At 60.7% G+C, this 16,774-nt stretch carries 16 protein-coding genes and 1 pseudogene; 10 read left to right on the forward strand and 7 right to left on the reverse strand.

The window, feature by feature from the left end; all coding sequences use genetic code 11:
• Positions 1-11: 11 nt before the first annotated feature.
• The 5 genes from etfA to QFX16_RS26895 form a co-directional block, all read right to left on the reverse strand.
• Positions 12-1,232 carry an electron transfer flavoprotein subunit alpha gene (etfA, locus tag QFX16_RS26875; RefSeq protein WP_140893677.1) on the reverse strand — a complete coding sequence of 407 codons (1,221 nt, stop codon included), beginning with the start codon at positions 1,230-1,232 and terminating at the stop codon, positions 12-14.
• Positions 1,232-3,181 (reverse strand): dimethylglycine demethylation protein DgcB, encoded by a 1,950-nt coding sequence (gene dgcB / locus QFX16_RS26880; protein WP_283181964.1) that lies wholly within the window; start codon positions 3,179-3,181, stop codon positions 1,232-1,234. Before dgcB ends, etfA begins: the two co-directional genes overlap by 1 nt.
• 170 nt (positions 3,182-3,351) lie before the next feature.
• Positions 3,352-5,412, reverse strand: a complete 2,061-nt coding sequence (gene dgcA, locus QFX16_RS26885) for a dimethylglycine demethylation protein DgcA (RefSeq protein ID WP_283181965.1) — start codon at positions 5,410-5,412, stop codon at positions 3,352-3,354.
• A gap of 15 nt (positions 5,413-5,427) precedes the next feature.
• On the reverse strand, positions 5,428-5,958 hold the full coding sequence (locus QFX16_RS26890; protein ID WP_003194877.1) for a DUF5943 domain-containing protein: 531 nt from the start codon (positions 5,956-5,958) through the stop codon (positions 5,428-5,430).
• 162 nt (positions 5,959-6,120) lie between these two features.
• Positions 6,121-7,098: a dipeptidase gene (locus QFX16_RS26895; protein ID WP_008033250.1), complete on the reverse strand. Its 978-nt coding sequence runs from the start codon at positions 7,096-7,098 to the stop codon at positions 6,121-6,123.
• 236 nt (positions 7,099-7,334) lie between these two features.
• On the opposite strand from QFX16_RS26895, the gene QFX16_RS26900 reads away from it, so the two are divergent.
• The 3 genes and pseudogenes from QFX16_RS26900 (at position 7,335) to QFX16_RS26910 (ending at position 8,293) form a co-directional block, all read left to right on the forward strand.
• Positions 7,335-7,736: a lysozyme inhibitor LprI family protein gene (locus QFX16_RS26900; protein WP_283181966.1), complete on the forward strand. Its 402-nt coding sequence runs from the start codon at positions 7,335-7,337 to the stop codon at positions 7,734-7,736.
• A gap of 15 nt (positions 7,737-7,751) precedes the next feature.
• Positions 7,752-7,844: pseudogene (locus QFX16_RS26905) on the forward strand (helix-turn-helix domain-containing protein); the annotation flags it as partial.
• A 32-nt stretch (positions 7,845-7,876) separates the two neighbouring features.
• Entirely contained in the window at positions 7,877-8,293 is a 417-nt protein-coding gene (locus QFX16_RS26910) for a DUF3010 family protein (protein ID WP_283181967.1), read from the forward strand.
• Between the two features lie 138 nt (positions 8,294-8,431).
• Here QFX16_RS26910 and QFX16_RS26915 read toward each other — a convergent pair whose 3' ends face one another.
• Positions 8,432-9,391, reverse strand: coding sequence for a GlxA family transcriptional regulator (locus QFX16_RS26915; RefSeq protein WP_283184642.1), 960 nt, complete (start codon positions 9,389-9,391; stop codon positions 8,432-8,434).
• Between the two features lie 193 nt (positions 9,392-9,584).
• Between QFX16_RS26915 and choX the strand changes: the two genes are divergently transcribed.
• The 7 genes from choX to aac(6') all read left to right on the forward strand — a co-directional run bounded on the left by choX (position 9,585) and on the right by aac(6') (position 15,616).
• Positions 9,585-10,529: a choline ABC transporter substrate-binding protein gene (gene choX / locus QFX16_RS26920; protein ID WP_283181968.1), complete on the forward strand. Its 945-nt coding sequence runs from the start codon at positions 9,585-9,587 to the stop codon at positions 10,527-10,529.
• 74 nt (positions 10,530-10,603) lie between these two features.
• Positions 10,604-11,491, forward strand: a complete 888-nt coding sequence (gene cdhC / locus QFX16_RS26925) for a 3-dehydrocarnitine:acetyl-CoA trimethylamine transferase CdhC (protein WP_283181969.1) — start codon at positions 10,604-10,606, stop codon at positions 11,489-11,491.
• Positions 11,492-11,631: 140 nt separating this feature from the next.
• Entirely contained in the window at positions 11,632-12,597 is a 966-nt protein-coding gene (locus QFX16_RS26930) for an L-carnitine dehydrogenase (protein ID WP_283181970.1), read from the forward strand.
• Positions 12,598-12,817: 220 nt separating this feature from the next.
• On the forward strand, positions 12,818-13,294 hold the full coding sequence (locus tag QFX16_RS26935; RefSeq protein ID WP_283181971.1) for a thioesterase family protein: 477 nt from the start codon (positions 12,818-12,820) through the stop codon (positions 13,292-13,294).
• 14 nt (positions 13,295-13,308) lie between these two features.
• Positions 13,309-14,472: a gamma-butyrobetaine dioxygenase gene (locus QFX16_RS26940; RefSeq protein ID WP_283181972.1), complete on the forward strand. Its 1,164-nt coding sequence runs from the start codon at positions 13,309-13,311 to the stop codon at positions 14,470-14,472.
• 381 nt (positions 14,473-14,853) lie between these two features.
• Positions 14,854-15,114, forward strand: coding sequence for a hypothetical protein (locus tag QFX16_RS26945; protein WP_283181973.1), 261 nt, complete (start codon positions 14,854-14,856; stop codon positions 15,112-15,114).
• Positions 15,115-15,169: 55 nt separating this feature from the next.
• Positions 15,170-15,616 carry an aminoglycoside 6'-N-acetyltransferase gene (gene aac(6') / locus QFX16_RS26950; protein ID WP_283181974.1) on the forward strand — a complete coding sequence of 149 codons (447 nt, stop codon included), beginning with the start codon at positions 15,170-15,172 and terminating at the stop codon, positions 15,614-15,616.
• Here the strand turns inward: aac(6') and gbdR are convergent, their stop codons facing one another.
• Positions 15,617-16,720 carry a choline metabolism transcriptional regulator GbdR gene (gbdR, locus tag QFX16_RS26955; protein WP_283181975.1) on the reverse strand — a complete coding sequence of 368 codons (1,104 nt, stop codon included), beginning with the start codon at positions 16,718-16,720 and terminating at the stop codon, positions 15,617-15,619.
• Positions 16,721-16,774 lie beyond the last annotated feature (54 nt).

Consider the following 16,774-nt stretch of genomic DNA (forward strand, 5'->3'; position numbering starts at 1 on the left):
CTTTCCTTTCCTTAAGCCGCATCGCGCTTGGCTTCGTTGCGGTAAGCCTCTACCGCGTCGATCAAGGCTTGAAGAATCTCGGCGCTCTCGCCGATCACCGACAGGTCGGCCCGTTTGATCATGTCGCAGCCTGGGTCGAGGTTGATCGCCACCACCTTGTCGCAGGCACCGATGCCTTGCAGGTGCTGAATCGCACCGGAAATCCCTACCGCCACGTAAACCCGCGCGGTGACCCAGGTGCCGGACGCACCGACTTGGCGATCGCGCGCCATGAAGCCATCGTCCACCGCCACACGGGACGCGCCTTCGGTAGCGCCCAGCGCTTCGGCGGTCCTGTGGAAAAGTCCCCAGTCCTTGACCCCGTTGCCGCCAGAGAAGATGAACTCGGCTTCGGCCATCGGAATCGCCGCCGGGTCCACTGCCACCGCGCCCAAATCCTCGATGCGCGAGAGACTGCGCGCCACCGCTGTGGATAACTCCACCGGCAAGGCTTCGTGACGGGTTTCGCTGACAGGTTCGGCGCATTCGACGGCGGCCAGAATCAAGCGAGCGACCGGGCGCGCAAGGTCTTGCAAACCAGCACCAGCACGGCCGATGCACTCCTGATCCTTGACCTGCCAGACCCGCGTGGCCGGGCGTTCGCCCAGTGCAGCGGCAAAGCGTCGACCCAGTTCACCACCGCCACTGCGGCTGTCCGGCAGCAACCAGTGACGCGGGCTGAACTGGTTATCCACAGCCCGCAGGCCCTGGACCCGTTGTTCCGGTGCATAACCGCTGAACTCTTCGCCATCCAGCACTAGCAAGCGATCGACGCCAGCGGTGGCGAAGGCGTTTTCTTTGTGTTCGCCGAAGACCACGGCCAACACCGCGCCGTCCTTGCCGGCCAATTGATGAGCCAGACCGAGCAAGTCGCGGTCGTGGCTGCTCAAGCGGCCGCCGACCATGTCCGGCACCACGCTGATGTAAAACGCAGGTGCAGGCACTTGATGCAGCGGCAATTGCACTTCAACGGCGGCCGAGCGTTTGCTCGCCCCGCCCTGTTGAGCGCCGCTGCGGTCAATGCGTTTGATGCCGTTGGGACCGATAAAACCGATGCCGTGGGGATTTTTGCGGATGACGCCATTAGGCCCCATCCAGCTGTGTTGCGCCGGCTGCATAGCCGCGTGCAGCGGGTGCAAACGGTTACGGGCGATCCATTCGGCGCGTGGGTCGCGGCGGATAATGTCGCTCATCAGTGGGCCTCCGCAGGTTCACGTTGGGCCGGTGTGGTCGGCTTGCTCGGGGCAGCGTCTTCGAGCAACGCGTCCGCCACCAGTTCGGCGATGTCCTTGATCAGCGGCCGGGGTTCGACCACGCCTTCGAGCATCGCGGTGCACTGTGGACAACCCACGGCCACCAGTTCGGCGCCGGTTTCGCGGATGTCTTCCATGCGCATGTCGGGGATCCGTTGCTTGCCCGGAATGTCGGTGATCGGCGCACCGCCACCACCGCCGCAGCAGCGAGAGCGGAAACCGGAGCGTTGCATTTCCTTGATCTCGATACCCAGGGCGCGCAGCACTTCACGCGGTGCCTCGTATTCGCCGTTGTAGCGGCCGAGGTAGCACGGATCGTGATAAGTCACGCTGCTGCCTTTGTGCTGGCCGAGGTTCAGGGCGCCAGCGCCGATGATTTCCGCCATGTAGGTGCTGTGGTGCTGCACGAGGTAGTTGCCGTCGAAGGCGCCGTATTCGTTTTTCAGCACGTGGAAGCTGTGCGGGTCGCAGGTGACGATGCGGTTGAAACTGTATTTGGCCAGGGTCTGGATGTTGCGTTTGGCCAACAACTGAAAGGTGGCTTCGTCGCCCAGACGTCGGGCTACGTCACCGCTGTCACGCTCTTCGAGGCCCAGCACCGCGAAGTCGACCTTGGCCGCTTTCAGCACTTTGACGAAGGCGCGCAAGGTGCGCTGGTTGCGCATGTCGAAGGCACCGTCGCCGACCCAGAACAGCACGTCGACTGATTTCTTCTCGCTCATCAGATTGAGGTTCAAATCCGCCGCCCAGTTCATCCGCCCACCCGGGGCGAAGCCGCCAGGGTTGTCGGTGGCGATCAGGTTTTCCAGAACTTCGGCACCCTTGTTCGGGGTCGCGCCTTTTTCCAGGGTCAGATGGCGGCGCATGTCGACGATGGCGTCGACGTGCTCGATCATCATCGGGCACTCCTCGACACAGGCGCGGCAGGTGGTGCAGGACCACAGGGTTTCAGCGTCCACCAGACCGTTGACGATTGGTTGATGCGGGTTACCGGCGTGTTCGCCAATTGCCTTGCCTGGATACGCGCTGCCGGCGAATTTGGCATCGGTGCCACCGGCCAGGCCAACGACCATATCCTGAATCAGTTTTTTCGGGTTCAGCGGCTGGCCGGCGGCGAACGCCGGGCACGCGGCTTCGCACTTACCGCACTGCACGCAGGCGTCGAAGCCGAGCAGTTGGTTCCAGGTGAAATCCTTGGGTTTTTCCACACCCAGTGGCGCGTTTGGATCGTTCAGGTCCAGCGGTTTCAAACCGGTGGAACGGCCGCCACCAAAGCGTTCGGCGCGACGGTGCCAGGCCAGGTGCAAAGCACCGGCGAAGGCGTGCTTCATCGGCCCGCCCCAGGTCATGCCGAAGAACAGTTCGCTAACGCCCCACAGCACACCGACGCCGAGGATCGCCGCCACCACCCAGCCGCCGAAGTTTTCCGGGAGGATGCCGGCGACCGGCAGGGTCAACAGGAAGAAGCTCGCAGAGAACGCCAACAGGCTTTTCGGCAGACGCATCCATGGCCCTTTGGAAAGGCGAGCCGGTGGGTTGCGACGACGCAGGAACATGAAAATCGCACCGACGAACATCACCGCCGAGGCAATCAACAGGGCAACACCGAGAATGCGATTGTGCAGGCCGATACCGTGAACCAGGATCGCCAGCACAATCGACGCCACCGCACCGCCAGCCGTGGCGACGTGAGTGTTGGCGATGTATTTGTCCCGCGCGACGACATGGTGCAAATCGACCATGTAGCGTTTAGGCATGGCGAACAGGCCGCCGATCAGGTCGACTTTCGAAGCCCGGCCTCGGCGCCACATAGCCACCCGCCGCAACGCGCCGAGGACAGCGAGGCCCAGGGCAGCGAACAACAGGATTGGAAGAAGGGTGTTCAACATGGTGGAGCTCCCAAAGACCTCGGGTCTTGCAGGCTTAACAAGCTGGATGCCTTGCTCGATTCCTGTGGGAGCGAGCCTGCTCGCGAAAGCGGTGGGTCAGTCGACATCAATGGCGGCTGACAGATTGCATTCGCGAGCAGGCTCGCTCCCACAGGGTTATCCACAAGCTCTTAGAAATCCTTGCACAACCTCAGGGCGTCGTAGATCGCCGCGTGGGTGTTGCGCTGCGCCACGCAGTCGCCGATGCGGAACAGCAAATAGCCGTCGCCCGGTTGGCTCAGCGAAGGTTGCGGCTTGATAGCGAACAGGGCTTCGATGTCCATCTGGCCTTTGTTGCGCGAACCTTCCTTCAGGGCGTAGTAGATTTCTTCGTCCGGACGTACGCCGTTTTCGACGACGACCTGGTCCACCACCCGCTCCTCTTTGGCGCCGGTGTATTCGTTTTCCAGCACCGCCACCAGCTTGTCGCCTTCGCGGTAAACCTTCTCCAGCATCATGTCGCCGGTCATGATCACTTCTTTGGGGTACATGCTGCGGTAGTAAGTCGGGAACGAGGTACCGCCGATGGCCACGCCCGGTTTGATGTCGTCGGTGACGATCTCGACCTGGCTGCCCTTGTCGGCGAGAAAGTCGGCCGTCGACATCCCGGTGAACTCGCAAATGGTGTCGTAGACCAGCACGTTCTTGCCTGGCGCCACCTTGCCGTCGAGGATGTCCCAGCTGCTGACCACCAGGCCTTCAGCCGCGCCCCAGTGCTCGTTCTGCTCCAGGAATGGATGGCCGCCGACGGCGAGCACCACCACGTCCGGACGCAGGTCGAGAATGGTTGCCGCATCGGCCGCCACGCCCAGGCGCAGGTCAACTTTCAAACGCGCCAGTTCCAGTTGGAACCAGCGGGTGATACCGGCGATCTGGTCCCGTTGCGGAGCTTTCGAGGCGGTCGTGATCTGGCCGCCGATAAATTCTTTCTTCTCGAACAGGGTCACGTCGTGGCCACGTTCGGCCGACACACGCGCAGCTTCCATCCCGGCCGGACCGGCACCGACCACTACAACCTTGCGCTTCACACCGTTCGACTTCTCGATGATGTGCGGCACGCCCATGTATTCACGGGAGGTCGCTGCGTTCTGGATGCACAACACGTCCAGCCCCTGATACTGACGGTCGATGCAGTAGTTGGCGCCGACGCATTGTTTGATCTGGTCGACCTGACCCATTTTGATCTTGGCGATCAGGTGCGGGTCGGCGATGTGGGCGCGGGTCATACCGACCATGTCCACGTAGCCGCCTTCCAGAATACGGGTTGCCTGGTTCGGGTCCTTGATGTTCTGCGCGTGCAGAACCGGGGCCTTCACCACTTCCTTGATACCGGCCGCCAAGTGCAGGAACGGCTCCGGTGGATAACTCATGTTCGGAATAACGTTGGCCAGGGTGTTGTGGGTGTCGCAACCCGAACCCACCACACCAATGAAGTCGATCATGCCGGTGTCGTCGTAGTACTTGGCGATCTGCTTCATGTCCTCGTGGGACAAGCCGTCCGGGTGGAACTCGTCACCGCACAGACGGATGCCGACGCAGAAATCCGGGCCGACTTCAGCCCGCACAGCCTTGATCACTTCCAGGCCGAAACGCATGCGGTTTTCGAAGCTGCCGCCCCATTCGTCGGTACGCTTGTTGACCCGCGGGCTCCAGAACTGGTCGATCATGTGCTGGTGCACGGCGGACAGCTCGACGCCGTCCAGGCCACCGGCCTTGGCGCGGCCAGCCGCAGTGGCGTAGTTGCCGATTACCCGCCAGATTTCTTCCGGCTCGATGGTTTTACAGGTCGCACGGTGCACCGGCTCACGGATGCCCGACGGCGACAGCAGGGTTGGCCAATGCTCGCCGTCCCAACGCGAGCGTCGGCCCATGTGAGTAATCTGGATCATGATCTTGGCGCCATGCTTGTGCATGGCATCGGCCAGGTTCTGGAAGTGCGGAATGATCCGGTCGTCGGCCAGGTTGACCGACTTCCACCAGCCTTGCGGGCTGTCGATGGCCACGCTGGAGGAACCGCCGCAAATCGCCAGGCCGATCCCGCCCTTGGCTTTCTCTTCGTAATACTTGACGTACCGGTCGGTGGTCATGCCGCCGTCGGTGGCGTAGACCTCGGCGTGCGCGGTGCTGAGCACACGGTTACGGATGGTCAGTTTGCCGATCTGGATCGGCTGGAACATTGCTTCGAAAGCCATGGCGGGGTCCTCGACTTACAACGGCTTGACGGTGAACAAACCGTCGTCGTGGCCTTCTTCGGAGCCACCGTAGACTTGTTCGGCAACCGTGCGAATGTTGCTGCCGCGGGCTTGCAGAATCTGGTCCATGGCACCGGCAAACCAGCCAGTGAACATGTAGTCGACCTTGCGCCCGACCTTGCCGTACACGTAGACGAACGCCGAGTGTTCGAGCTTGACGCTGGCAGTGCCCTTGTCGAGGTCGATGTCCTGGATCTTGAACAGACCCCAGCCGCGCTGCGACAGGCGCTTCATGTAGTGCTCGAACACCGCAACGCCTTCCAGGCCGTGGCATTCAGCTTCTTTCTCACACCAGTGCCAGGCGGATTTGTAGCCGGCCTTGTAGAGGATTTCGGCGTAGGCGTCGGCGCCCAGCACTTCCTCGATGCCCATGTGGTTGTTGACGAAGAAATGACGCGGCACATACAGCATTGGCAGGGCGTCGGAGGTCCAGACACCGGTTTCGCTGTCGACTTCGATTGGCAATTGCGGGGCGATCTTGGCCATGGAAACTTAACTCCAGAAAATTCGTTGTGTGTTTTGCGTAGCAGCTGCCGAGGTACGAGGCTGCGTTGCGTGTCCGTAGGACCGCCCTCGGGGGCCGCTTCGCAGCCCGACGCAGCCTCGTACCTCGGCAGTTGCTACAAGGGATCGTTGTTCAAAGTGGGCTTATTCGCCCCAAACGTCTTTCAAGACGTTGACCCAGTTCTCGCCCATGATCTTGCGCACCACGCGCTCGGAATGGCCGCGCTTGAGCAGGGTTTCGGTCAGGTTAGGGAACTCGCCGACGGTGCGGATGCCCAGCGGGTTGATGATCTTGCCGAAGCTGGTCAGGCGGCGGGCGTAGCCCTTGTCATGGGTCAGGTATTCGAAGAAGTCCTGGCCATGGCCCTGGGTGAAGTCGGTGCCGATGCCGATGGCGTCTTCGCCGACGATGTTCATGGTGTATTCGATGGCTTCGGCGTAATCGTCGATGGTCGAATCGATGCCCTTGGCCAGGAACGGCGCGAACATGGTCACGCCGACGAAGCCGCCGTGATCGGCGATGAACTTCAGTTCTTCATCGGATTTGTTGCGCGGGTGAATTTTCAGACCCGACGGCAGGCAGTGGGAGTAGCAGACCGGCTTCTTGGATTCGAGGATGACTTCTTCGGAGGTTTTCGAACCCACGTGGGACAGGTCGCACATGACGCCGACGCGGTTCATCTCGGCCACGATTTCACGACCGAAACCCGACAGGCCGCCATCACGCTCGTAGCAACCGGTGCCAACCAGGTTCTGGGTGTTGTAGCACATCTGCACGATACCGACGCCCAACTGCTTGAACACCTCGACGTAGCCGATCTGGTCCTCAAAGGCGTGAGCATTCTGGAAGCCGAACAGGATGCCGGTCTTGCCCTGCTCCTTGGCCTTGCGGATATCGGCGGTGGTGCGCACTGGAATCACCAGGTCGCTGTTTTCGCGGATCAGCTTCTGGCTGGCGGCGATGTTGTTGACAGTGGCCTGGAAGCCCTCCCACACCGACACGGTGCAGTTGGCCGCGGTCAGACCGCCCTTGCGCATGTCTTCGAACAGCTCACGGTTCCACTTGGCAATAATCAGACCGTCGATAACGATGCTGTCGGCGTGCAATTCGGCTGGGCTCATCAGGCTGTCCCCTATTAGCGATTCATGCGCCGAATCGTGTGTCGGCGCTTTGGGGCCAGCATATGCCTGAGGGAGGGGGCAGCCGGGTGCAAAAACGACAGGGGGTTTGCCGAAAGCGTCAATCCGCGACAAAGGGTCGTCGCCGGACGTCATGGGGCACCTGTTCAATGGCCTGCGCATGGGCCAGAATTCGCGGCATTACTGGATGCTTTACTGGAATAAGGGGTGGCGGCGCAATGAAATCGATCTTCCTGGCTTTGGCACTGATAGCGACCGGCGTACACGCGGCTGAAGAGTCCGACGACAACCCCTGCGACAAAGTCGAAAACGAAGTCCAGACCCTGGAATGCTCGACCTACAGCAGAACCACCGCCGAAGACCTGCTGAAAGAGAACTACAACAGCCTGACCGATCGCATGCAATTGGCCTACGGCAAGAACCCGGCGCAACTGGCCGACTTCACCGCCAAGCTCAAGGCTGCTCAACAGCAGTGGCTGAAGACCCGGGATGCGGATTGCGCGGTTGAGGCGTTTCCGGCGACGGCCGGTAGCAAGGCGTTCACCATTGCGCAAAATGATTGTGTCGCGCGGATGAGCGATGAGCGGTCGGAGTTTTTGGAGTCGATTGGGCAGGAGTAAAAACATACATATGTCGCCCAGCAGGAGACTGTTGCCAAACCCCGCAAGGCCACTCGCGAAAAAATCGCCGTAGCTTTTGGCATCAAGCCCAATCAACTCGAGCTGTAAGCTGTACTCCACCAACAAGGAAAGGGATTTACATGAAAATCTGCGGCATCGAAATCAAAGGCAGCGAAGCCATCATCGCCGTGGCCTCTCTCGACGGTCAGGTGCTGAGCCACGTCGCCCTGGCCACCAAGAAAATCGCCCTCGACGATGACGATGAAGCCGCGAACGTCAAAGTCTTTGCCGCTCAGGTAGCGTCGTTTGTACGCGAGAACTCCATCGATAGGATTGCGATCAAGAAACGCAGCAAGAAAGGCGAGTTCGCCGGTGGGCCGACCACGTTCAAGATCGAGGGCGTTTTTCAGTTGCTGGAAAATTGCGAGGTCACGCTGCTGTCGCCACAAACCATCAATGCGCAGAACAAGAAATTCGACTTCGAACTGCCGGCCACGCTGAACAAGTATCAGCATGAAGCGTTCAAAGCGGCCTGCTCGGCGTTGATGAAAAAGTAAGGCCCACAGCAGATCAAAACTGTGGGAGCGAGCCTGCTCGCGATAGCGGTGGATCAGTCGACATCAACTTGAATGACAGACCGCCATCGCGAGCAGGCTCGCTCCCACAGGGTTCTCTGGTGTTGTCAAAACTTAAGTTCAGACCAGCTCCCGCCCATCCCCCAACCGCCGGCGGTCTTCCCGCGGACACCGGGCATATTTGGCCCGATAGCTTCGGGTGAAATACGACGGTGATTCAAACCCGCACGCGATACTCACTTCCAGCACGCTCATATCGGTTTGGCGCAGCAACTGCCGGGCTTTCTCCAGCCGCAAGCGCAGGTAGAAATTGCTTGGCGTGTCGTTCAAATGCAGGCGAAACAATCGCTCCAGTTGCCGCCGAGTCACCTTGATCGATTCAGCCAACTCAAGTGTGCTCAGCGGCGGTTCGCTGTGCTGCTCCATCTCCCCAATCACCTGCACCAGTTTTTTGTTGCTGATGCCATAACGCGTGGCGACTTCCATGCGCTGGTGGTCTTTGCGTGGGCGGATGCGGCCGAGTACGAATTGTTCGCTGACCTGGATCGCCAGTTCCGGGCCGTGGGCCTGACCGATGAGGTCGAGCATCAGGTCGATGGAAGCGGTGCCGCCGGCGGAGGTAATGCGTCGGCGGTCGATCTCGAACAACTCCTGGGTGACGCTGAGCTGCGGATAGGATTCCTTGAACGCGTCGATGGCTTCCCAGTGCAGGGTCAGGCGATGACCGTCGAGCAGGCCGGTTTCGGCGAGCACGAAACTGCCGGTGTCGATGGCGCCGAGGGTCACGCCTTCGTTGTCCAGGCGGCGCAGCCAGTGCTCCAACGCCGGGGTGGCGAATTTCAGCGGTTCGAAACCGGCGACCACCAGCAGGGTTGCACCTTTCTTCAGCGGTTCCAGCGCCGCATCGGCGTTGACCGACATGCCGTTGCTGGCCAGCACCGCCCCGCCGTCCGCGCTGAGCACATGCCAGCGGTACAGCTCGCCCCGAAAGCGATTGGCGACCCGCAGCGGCTCGATGGCCGAGATAAAACCGATGGCCGAGAAACCCGGCATCAACATGAAGTAGAAATCCTGGGACATGGAGCGCACTCGGTTGGCGGGTAGCGTGTTGACGTTGATACGCCAGTTGTCGATGGCATTCAAGAGGACAGGTCGCTGCAGTGCAAGAGCTGGTCGCCGTAGTGCGCTTTAGCGGGCCTTAAGCTGCGTAACTTGGCATCACCGGCGCACAAAGATGCCGGAACCCACAATAACGTCTGCCGAGGAACCTGAGATGAAACGACTGATCAGCAGCTGTGTTCTTGCACTCAGCGGTACCGCTTTCCTGAGCGCCAGCGTCATGGCGGCCGAACCTGCTTCATGCCAGAACGTGCGCATGGGCGTCGTGAACTGGACCGATGTGATCGCCACCAGTGCCATGACCCAAGTCCTGCTCGATGGCCTCGGCTACAACACCAAACAAACCAGCGCTTCCCAGCAAATCATCTTCGCCGGGATCCGCGACCAGCGCCTGGACTTGTTCCTGGGCTACTGGAACCCGCTGATGACCCAGACCATCACCCCGTTCGTCGCGGCCAATCAGGTCAAAGTGCTTGAGGCGCCAAGCCTGAAAGACGCCCGCGCCACCCTCGCCGTACCGACTTACCTCGCCGACAAGGGCCTGAAAACCTTTGCCGACATCGCCAAGTTTGAAAAGGAACTGGGCGGCAAAATCTACGGCATCGAGCCAGGTTCGGGTGCCAACACCCAGATCAAGGCGATGATCGCCAAGAACCAGTTTGGCCTCGGCAAGTTCCAGTTGGTCGAGTCCAGTGAGGCCGGCATGCTCGCAGCAGTGGATCGCGCCGTGCGGCGCAAAGAGGCCGTGGTGTTCTTCGGCTGGGCGCCGCATCCGATGAACGTCAACGTGAAGATGACGTACCTCACCGGCAGCGACGACGCCCTGGGCCCGAACGAAGGCATGGCCACGGTCTGGACCGTCACCGCGCCGAAATACGCCGAGCAATGCCCGAACATCGGTCGCTTGCTGAGCAACCTGACGTACACCGCCGAAGACGAGAGCCGGATGATGCAGCCGCTGCTGGATCACAAGGACGCCTTCGAATCGGCCAAACAATGGCTGAAAGATCACCCGCAAGACAAGCAACGCTGGCTCGAAGGCGTGACCACCTTCGATGGCAAACCCGCCGCTGAAAACCTGCAACTGACGACCCAATAAACTCGATTGAACCACCGACTCGCAGCCCGACCGGGCTGCGAACGGAATCATCACGCCTGCAAGGAACCCGCCTCATGAATCACGACGTCATCATCACCTGCGCACTCACCGGTGCTGGCGACACGACCGCCAGAAGCCCACACGTGCCGGTTACCCCGAAACAAATCGCCGCGGCCGCCGTTGAAGCCGCCAAGGCTGGCGCCACCGTGGTCCACTGCCACGTGCGCAACCCCGAAACCGGCAAATTCAGCCGTGATGTAGCGCTGTATCGCGAAGTGATGGAGCGCATCCGCGAGGCGGACGTCGACATCATCGTCAACCTCACCGCCGGCATGGGCGGCGACCTGGAAATCGGCGCTGGCGAGAACCCGATGGAGTTCGGCCCGAACACCGACCTGGTCGGCCCGCTGACCCGTCTGGCCCACGTTGAAGAACTGCTGCCGGAAATCTGCACCCTCGATTGCGGCACCCTGAACTTCGGCGACGGCGACACCATTTACGTGTCCACCCCGGCCCAGCTACGCGCTGGCGCCAAACGCATTCAAGAGCTGGGCGTGAAGGCCGAGCTGGAAATTTTCGACACCGGTCACCTGTGGTTCGCCAAGCAGATGATCAAGGAAGGGTTGCTCGACGACCCGCTGTTCCAACTGTGCCTGGGCATCCCGTGGGGCGCGCCGGCCGACACCACCACCATGAAAGCCATGGTCGACAACCTGCCTGCCAATGCGGTGTGGGCGGGCTTCGGCATCGGTCGCATGCAAATGCCGATGGCCGCACAGGCCGTGTTGCTCGGCGGCAACGTGCGGGTCGGTCTGGAAGACAACATCTGGTTGGACAAGGGCGTACTGGCGACCAACGGCCAACTGGTCGAACGCGCCTCGGAGATCCTCAGCCGCCTCGGCGCCCGCGTTCTGACGCCGGCGGAAGGCCGGGCAAAAATGGGCCTGACCAAGCGCGGTTGACCCTCCACACACAAGCCTGTAGGAGCGAGGCTTGCCCGCGAAGAGGCCGGTACATCCGGTGGATTTCTTGCGCCAGGAAAGCCGTCTTCGCGAGCAAGCTTCGCTCCTACAAGATCACCAAATTCTTTTAGGACGTCGCCATGAGCTTTATCACTGAAATCAAAACCTTCGCAGCCCTGGGCAGCGGTGTCATCGGCAGCGGTTGGGTGTCTCGCGCCCTCGCCCACGGCCTCGACGTGGTGGCCTGGGACCCCGCGCCCGGTGCCGAAGCCACGCTGCGCAAACGTGTCGCCAATACCTGGGGCGCGTTGGAGAAACAGGGCCTTGCGCCGGGTGCATCGCAGGATCGGCTGCGCTTTGTCGCAACCATTGAAGAATGCGTTCGCGACGCGGATTTCATTCAGGAAAGCGCCCCTGAGCGTCTGGACCTGAAACTGGAACTGCACAGCAAAATCAGCGCGGCAGCCAAGCCCAATGCCTTGATCGGTTCCAGTACTTCCGGCCTGTTGCCGAGCGAGTTCTACGAGAGTTCGACGCACCCGGAACGCTGCGTCGTCGGGCACCCGTTCAACCCGGTTTACCTGCTGCCGCTGGTGGAAGTGGTTGGCGGCAAAAACACCGCGCCGGAAGCCGTTCAAGCGGCAATGAAAGTCTACGAATCCTTGGGCATGCGTCCGCTGCATGTGCGCAAGGAAGTACCCGGTTTTATCGCTGACCGCTTGCTCGAAGCGTTGTGGCGTGAGGCGCTGCACTTGGTCAACGACGGTGTGGCGACCACCGGTGAGATCGACGATGCGATTCGCTTTGGCGCGGGTCTGCGCTGGTCGTTCATGGGCACGTTCTTGACGTACACCCTGGCGGGTGGCGATGCGGGGATGCGGCACTTCATGGCGCAATTCGGGCCGGCGTTGCAGTTGCCATGGACGTATCTGCCGGCACCGGAGCTGACCGAGAAGTTGATCGATGATGTGGTAGATGGCACCAGCGATCAATTGGGTACGCACAGCATTTCGGCGCTGGAGCGCTATCGTGATGATTGCTTGCTGGCGGTGCTGGAGGCGGTGAAAACTACCAAAGAGAAGCATGGGATGGCGTTTAGCGAATAGTTGCGGTCAGCTTGAGATTGACCCTCACCCTCTTCCCCAGAGGGTAGAGGGGACTGACCGAGGTGTTTAGTCGAAATACTGCGACCTGCGATATCGGGTCGAACTCAGGATTGAAAAGTACGAAAATCTGCTCCCTTTCCCCTCTCCCCACTGGGGAGAGGGCTGGGGTGAGGGGTGGATCTTCAATCAAACACATTCCCACCTGCCGGAACCAAAAATCATGCCCGCCCTAACCACCTACCAAACCAAAATCATCCCCGACTGGGTCGACTACAACGGCCACCTGCGCGATGCCTTTTACCTGCTGATTTTCAGCTACGCCACTGACGCGCTGATGGATCGTCTGGGCATGGACAGCAGCAACCGCGAAGCCAGCGGCAACTCGCTGTTCACCCTCGAACTGCACCTCAATTACCTGCACGAAGTGAAGCTCGACGCCGACGTCGAAGTGCACACCCAAATCATCGGTCACGACAGTAAACGCCTGCACCTCTATCACAGCCTGCATCTGGCGGGGGATGAGAAGGAATTGGCGGGCAACGAGCAAATGCTGCTGCACGTCGACCTCGCCGGGCCGCGCTCCGCACCGTTCAGCGAAGACACCTTGAGCAAGCTGCAAGCCATCGTCGCCGAGCAAACCGACCTTCCCGCCCCCGACTACATTGGCCGAGTGATCGCGTTACCCCCTAAAAAATAACAAGGAGATCGCCATTGAACACCGCCGCCGCTTTTGCCGACTTCCGTACCTACCCGTTGATCAGCGCGTTGACCGCCGTACACACCCTGGCGGACCGAATTCAAGTGAAGTGGGCCGATGACCGTGTCAGCCCGTTTCATCATCAGTGGTTGCGGGACAACTGCCCGTGCCCGCTGTGCGTCTACACCGTCACCCGCGAGCAAGTGCTGGAAATCGTCGACGTCGCCGAAAACCTAAAGCCTTCGGACGTCAGCATTGATGCCGAAGGCTGCCTGCGTGTGGACTGGCAAGACGGCCATCTCAGCCGCTTCAATCCTGGCTGGTTACGGGCCCACGCCTACGATGACGAGTCCCGCGCCGAACGCCGGGCATCCAAGCCAAAAAGCCAGCTCTGGAACAGCAACCTGAAGCTGCCGGTGTTCGACTACCAAGCGTTAATGAACGACAACGACGCCTTGCTGCAATGGCTGCTGGCCGTGCGCGATGTCGGCCTGACTCAGGTCCGCGGTGTGCCCACCGAGCCGGGCTCGTTGAAGTTGATTGCCCAGCGGATTTCCTTCATCCGCGAGAGCAATTTTGGCGTGCTGTTCAACGTGCAATCCAAGGCCGATGCCGACAGCAATGCCTACACCGCTTTCAACCTGCCGCTGCACAGCGATTTGCCGACCCGGGAGTTGCAACCGGGGCTGCAATTTCTGCATTGCCTGGTCAATGACGCCGACGGTGGCGAAAGTATTTTCGTTGATGGTTTTGCCATTGCCGAAGCCTTGCGCGATGAAGATCCCGAGGCGTTCAAAAGCCTTTGCGAAATCCCTGTGGAGTTCCGCAACAAAGACCGCCACAGCGACTACCGCCGTCTCGCGCCGATCATCGCGCTGGATGCCTTTGGGCAGGTTTCGGAAATCCGCTTGGCGAATTTTCTGCGCGGTCCGTTCGATGCGTCGGTCGAGCAGATGCCCGCTCTCTATCACGCGTACCGCCACTTTATTGCAATGACCCGGGAACCGCGATTCCGGGTGATGACGCGGTTAAATCCCGGCGAAATGTGGTGTTTCGACAACCGCCGCACCCTCCACGCCCGCAACGCCTTCGACCCCGCCACCGGCGCCCGGCATTTGCAGGGTTGCTATGTCGACCGTGATGAATTGTTGTCGCGCATCCTCGTGTTGCAGCGTTAAACCGCGTCATCGTTCATCGCGAGCAGGCTCGCTCCCACATTGGTTTTGCGTCGTGCACAAATCAACTGTGGGAGCGAGCCTGCTCGCGATGGCGTCTGCACAGGCAACACAAAAAACCCTGATTCACAGGCAAAAAAAACCCCGATCAAGCCGTGACAGGATCGGGGCAGAGGTGGGTACTGTTGAGGAGCCGTTGCGCGAGGGTGACCAAACCTTCGTGAAGCCAGCTGACTCCAGTGTGCCCACTCTCCCCTCTGGCAAGTTAGCCGAAAACGACCTGTTCATAGGTATCGCGGCCATTGCGACAAATCGTCCTTGCCGCCACTCCGCACCCCTACGAGAATCGAACCACGACACCGTTCCCTGAAGAAGGATTGCGTCATGATGTACGCCGATTTGATTGACCAGGAAGACCTGTTGGGCCAGCTCAAGGCGTTGGGATTTGCAGTGCCCCCTGGCGCAACCGCTGAGCAGGCCTGCGAATGTGCGGTACGGGGTCTGAACAACGAACGGGCAACGGAACTGCGCACGATGGTCAAGCAGATGTACACCAGCAGCGCGACCATCCTGCCCGCCGTGCGCCAGGCCATTGATAAGCAGTTGTTACCGGCATTGGCGGAGTATCAGCAGAGTCGCGTCTGAGGTGTCGGGGGTTTGCTAGAGTAGTGGCCTTCCTGCCCACCACGAGCGAGCGCTGATGTTCCGTATCCAACACTGCCAGTCCGACGAACAAGCGGGCTGGCTGCCTTTGCGCCAGGCGCTCTGGCCCGATGCTTCGGAAAAGGAGCATCGGGACGAAATCGCCCAGCAGCTAAGCGAGCCGCAACGCTATATCAACTTTGTCGCCTACGACAGCCAGGAGCACCCCGTCGGTCTGGCCGAAGCCTCGTCGCGTCGCGACTACGTAAATGGCACCGACAGCTCGCCGGTGGTGTATCTGGAAGGTATCTACGTGGTGCCGCAGCAGCGCCGGCATGGAGTGGCCGCACGACTGATCGAACAGGTGGCGCACTGGGGACGAGCACAGGGCTGCCTGGAGATGGCCTCCGACACGAGCCTCGACAATCTGCCGAGCCAGGAGACGCACAAGGCGCTTGGCTTCGAGGAAACCGAGCGCGTCGTATTTTTCAAACGCCCGCTATGACTAGAGACGAACGCTGGCGAACGTCGACTCGTTACGCGCCTGACTCAACGCCGACAACGGCCCGGACAACGGCGACAGCACCAGTGCTTGCGGCAGCGGCATCATCGCCACTTGTTGCGTGGTGTTGGAACCTACGCGTTCGTCACGCGGCGGAATGCCGAAGTATTCGCGGTAGCACTTGGAGAAGTGCGGCGTAGACACGAATCCACACACCGACGCCACTTCGATGATCGACATCGGCGTTTGCTTGAGCAACTGCCGGGCGCGAATCAAGCGCAGTTTCAGGTAGTAACGCGATGGCGAGCAGTGCAGGTATTTCTGGAACAGCCGCTCCAGCTGACGACGCGACACGGCGACATACACCGCCAGCTCGTCAAGGTCGATCGGCTCTTCGAGGTTGGCCTCCATCAGCGCGACGATTTCCTGCAACTTCGGCTGGTTGGTGCCGAGCATGTGCTTGAGCGGCACGCGCTGGTGATCCTGCTCGTTGCGGATGCGCTCGTAGACGAACATTTCCGAGATCGCGGCCGACAGTTCACGGCCATGATCGCGACTGATCAGGTGCAGCATCATGTCCAGCGGCGCGGTGCCACCGGAGCTGGTGAAACGGTTACGGTCGAGGGTGAACAGACGGGTACTCATGGCCACACGCGGGAACGCTTCCTGCATCGAGGCCAGACATTCCCAGTGCACGCTGCAATCGAAACCATCCAGCAGGCCGGCGCACGCCAGGGCCCAGCTGCCGGTGCAGACCGCACCGAGACGGCGGGACTGACGCGCCTGGCTTTGCAGCCACGAAACGTGTTCACGGGTAACAGTGCGCTGGATGCCGATACCGCCGCAGACAATGATGGTGTCCAGGGCAGGTGCTTTTTGCATGGAGCAGTCGGGAGTGATCTGCAGGCCATCACTGGCCCAGACCTGACCGCCATCGACTGTGATCGTGGTCCAGCGATACAGCTCACGACCGGACAACTGGTTGGCCATGCGCAGGGGTTCTACTGCGGAGGCCAGAGAAATAAGCGTGAAATTGTCCAGCAGCAAAAAGCCGATGGATTGAGGCGCACGGTTCTGGGGTTGAGCCCCGGAGTTGAACGTCGTCATCGCGGTATCTCCTCACACAAAGCGGGTGATGGCCTCAGGCGGAGGCTCTTGTTA

The sequence above is a fragment of the Pseudomonas svalbardensis genome (assembly GCF_030053115.1).
Lineage (GTDB): Bacteria > Pseudomonadota > Gammaproteobacteria > Pseudomonadales > Pseudomonadaceae > Aquipseudomonas > Aquipseudomonas svalbardensis.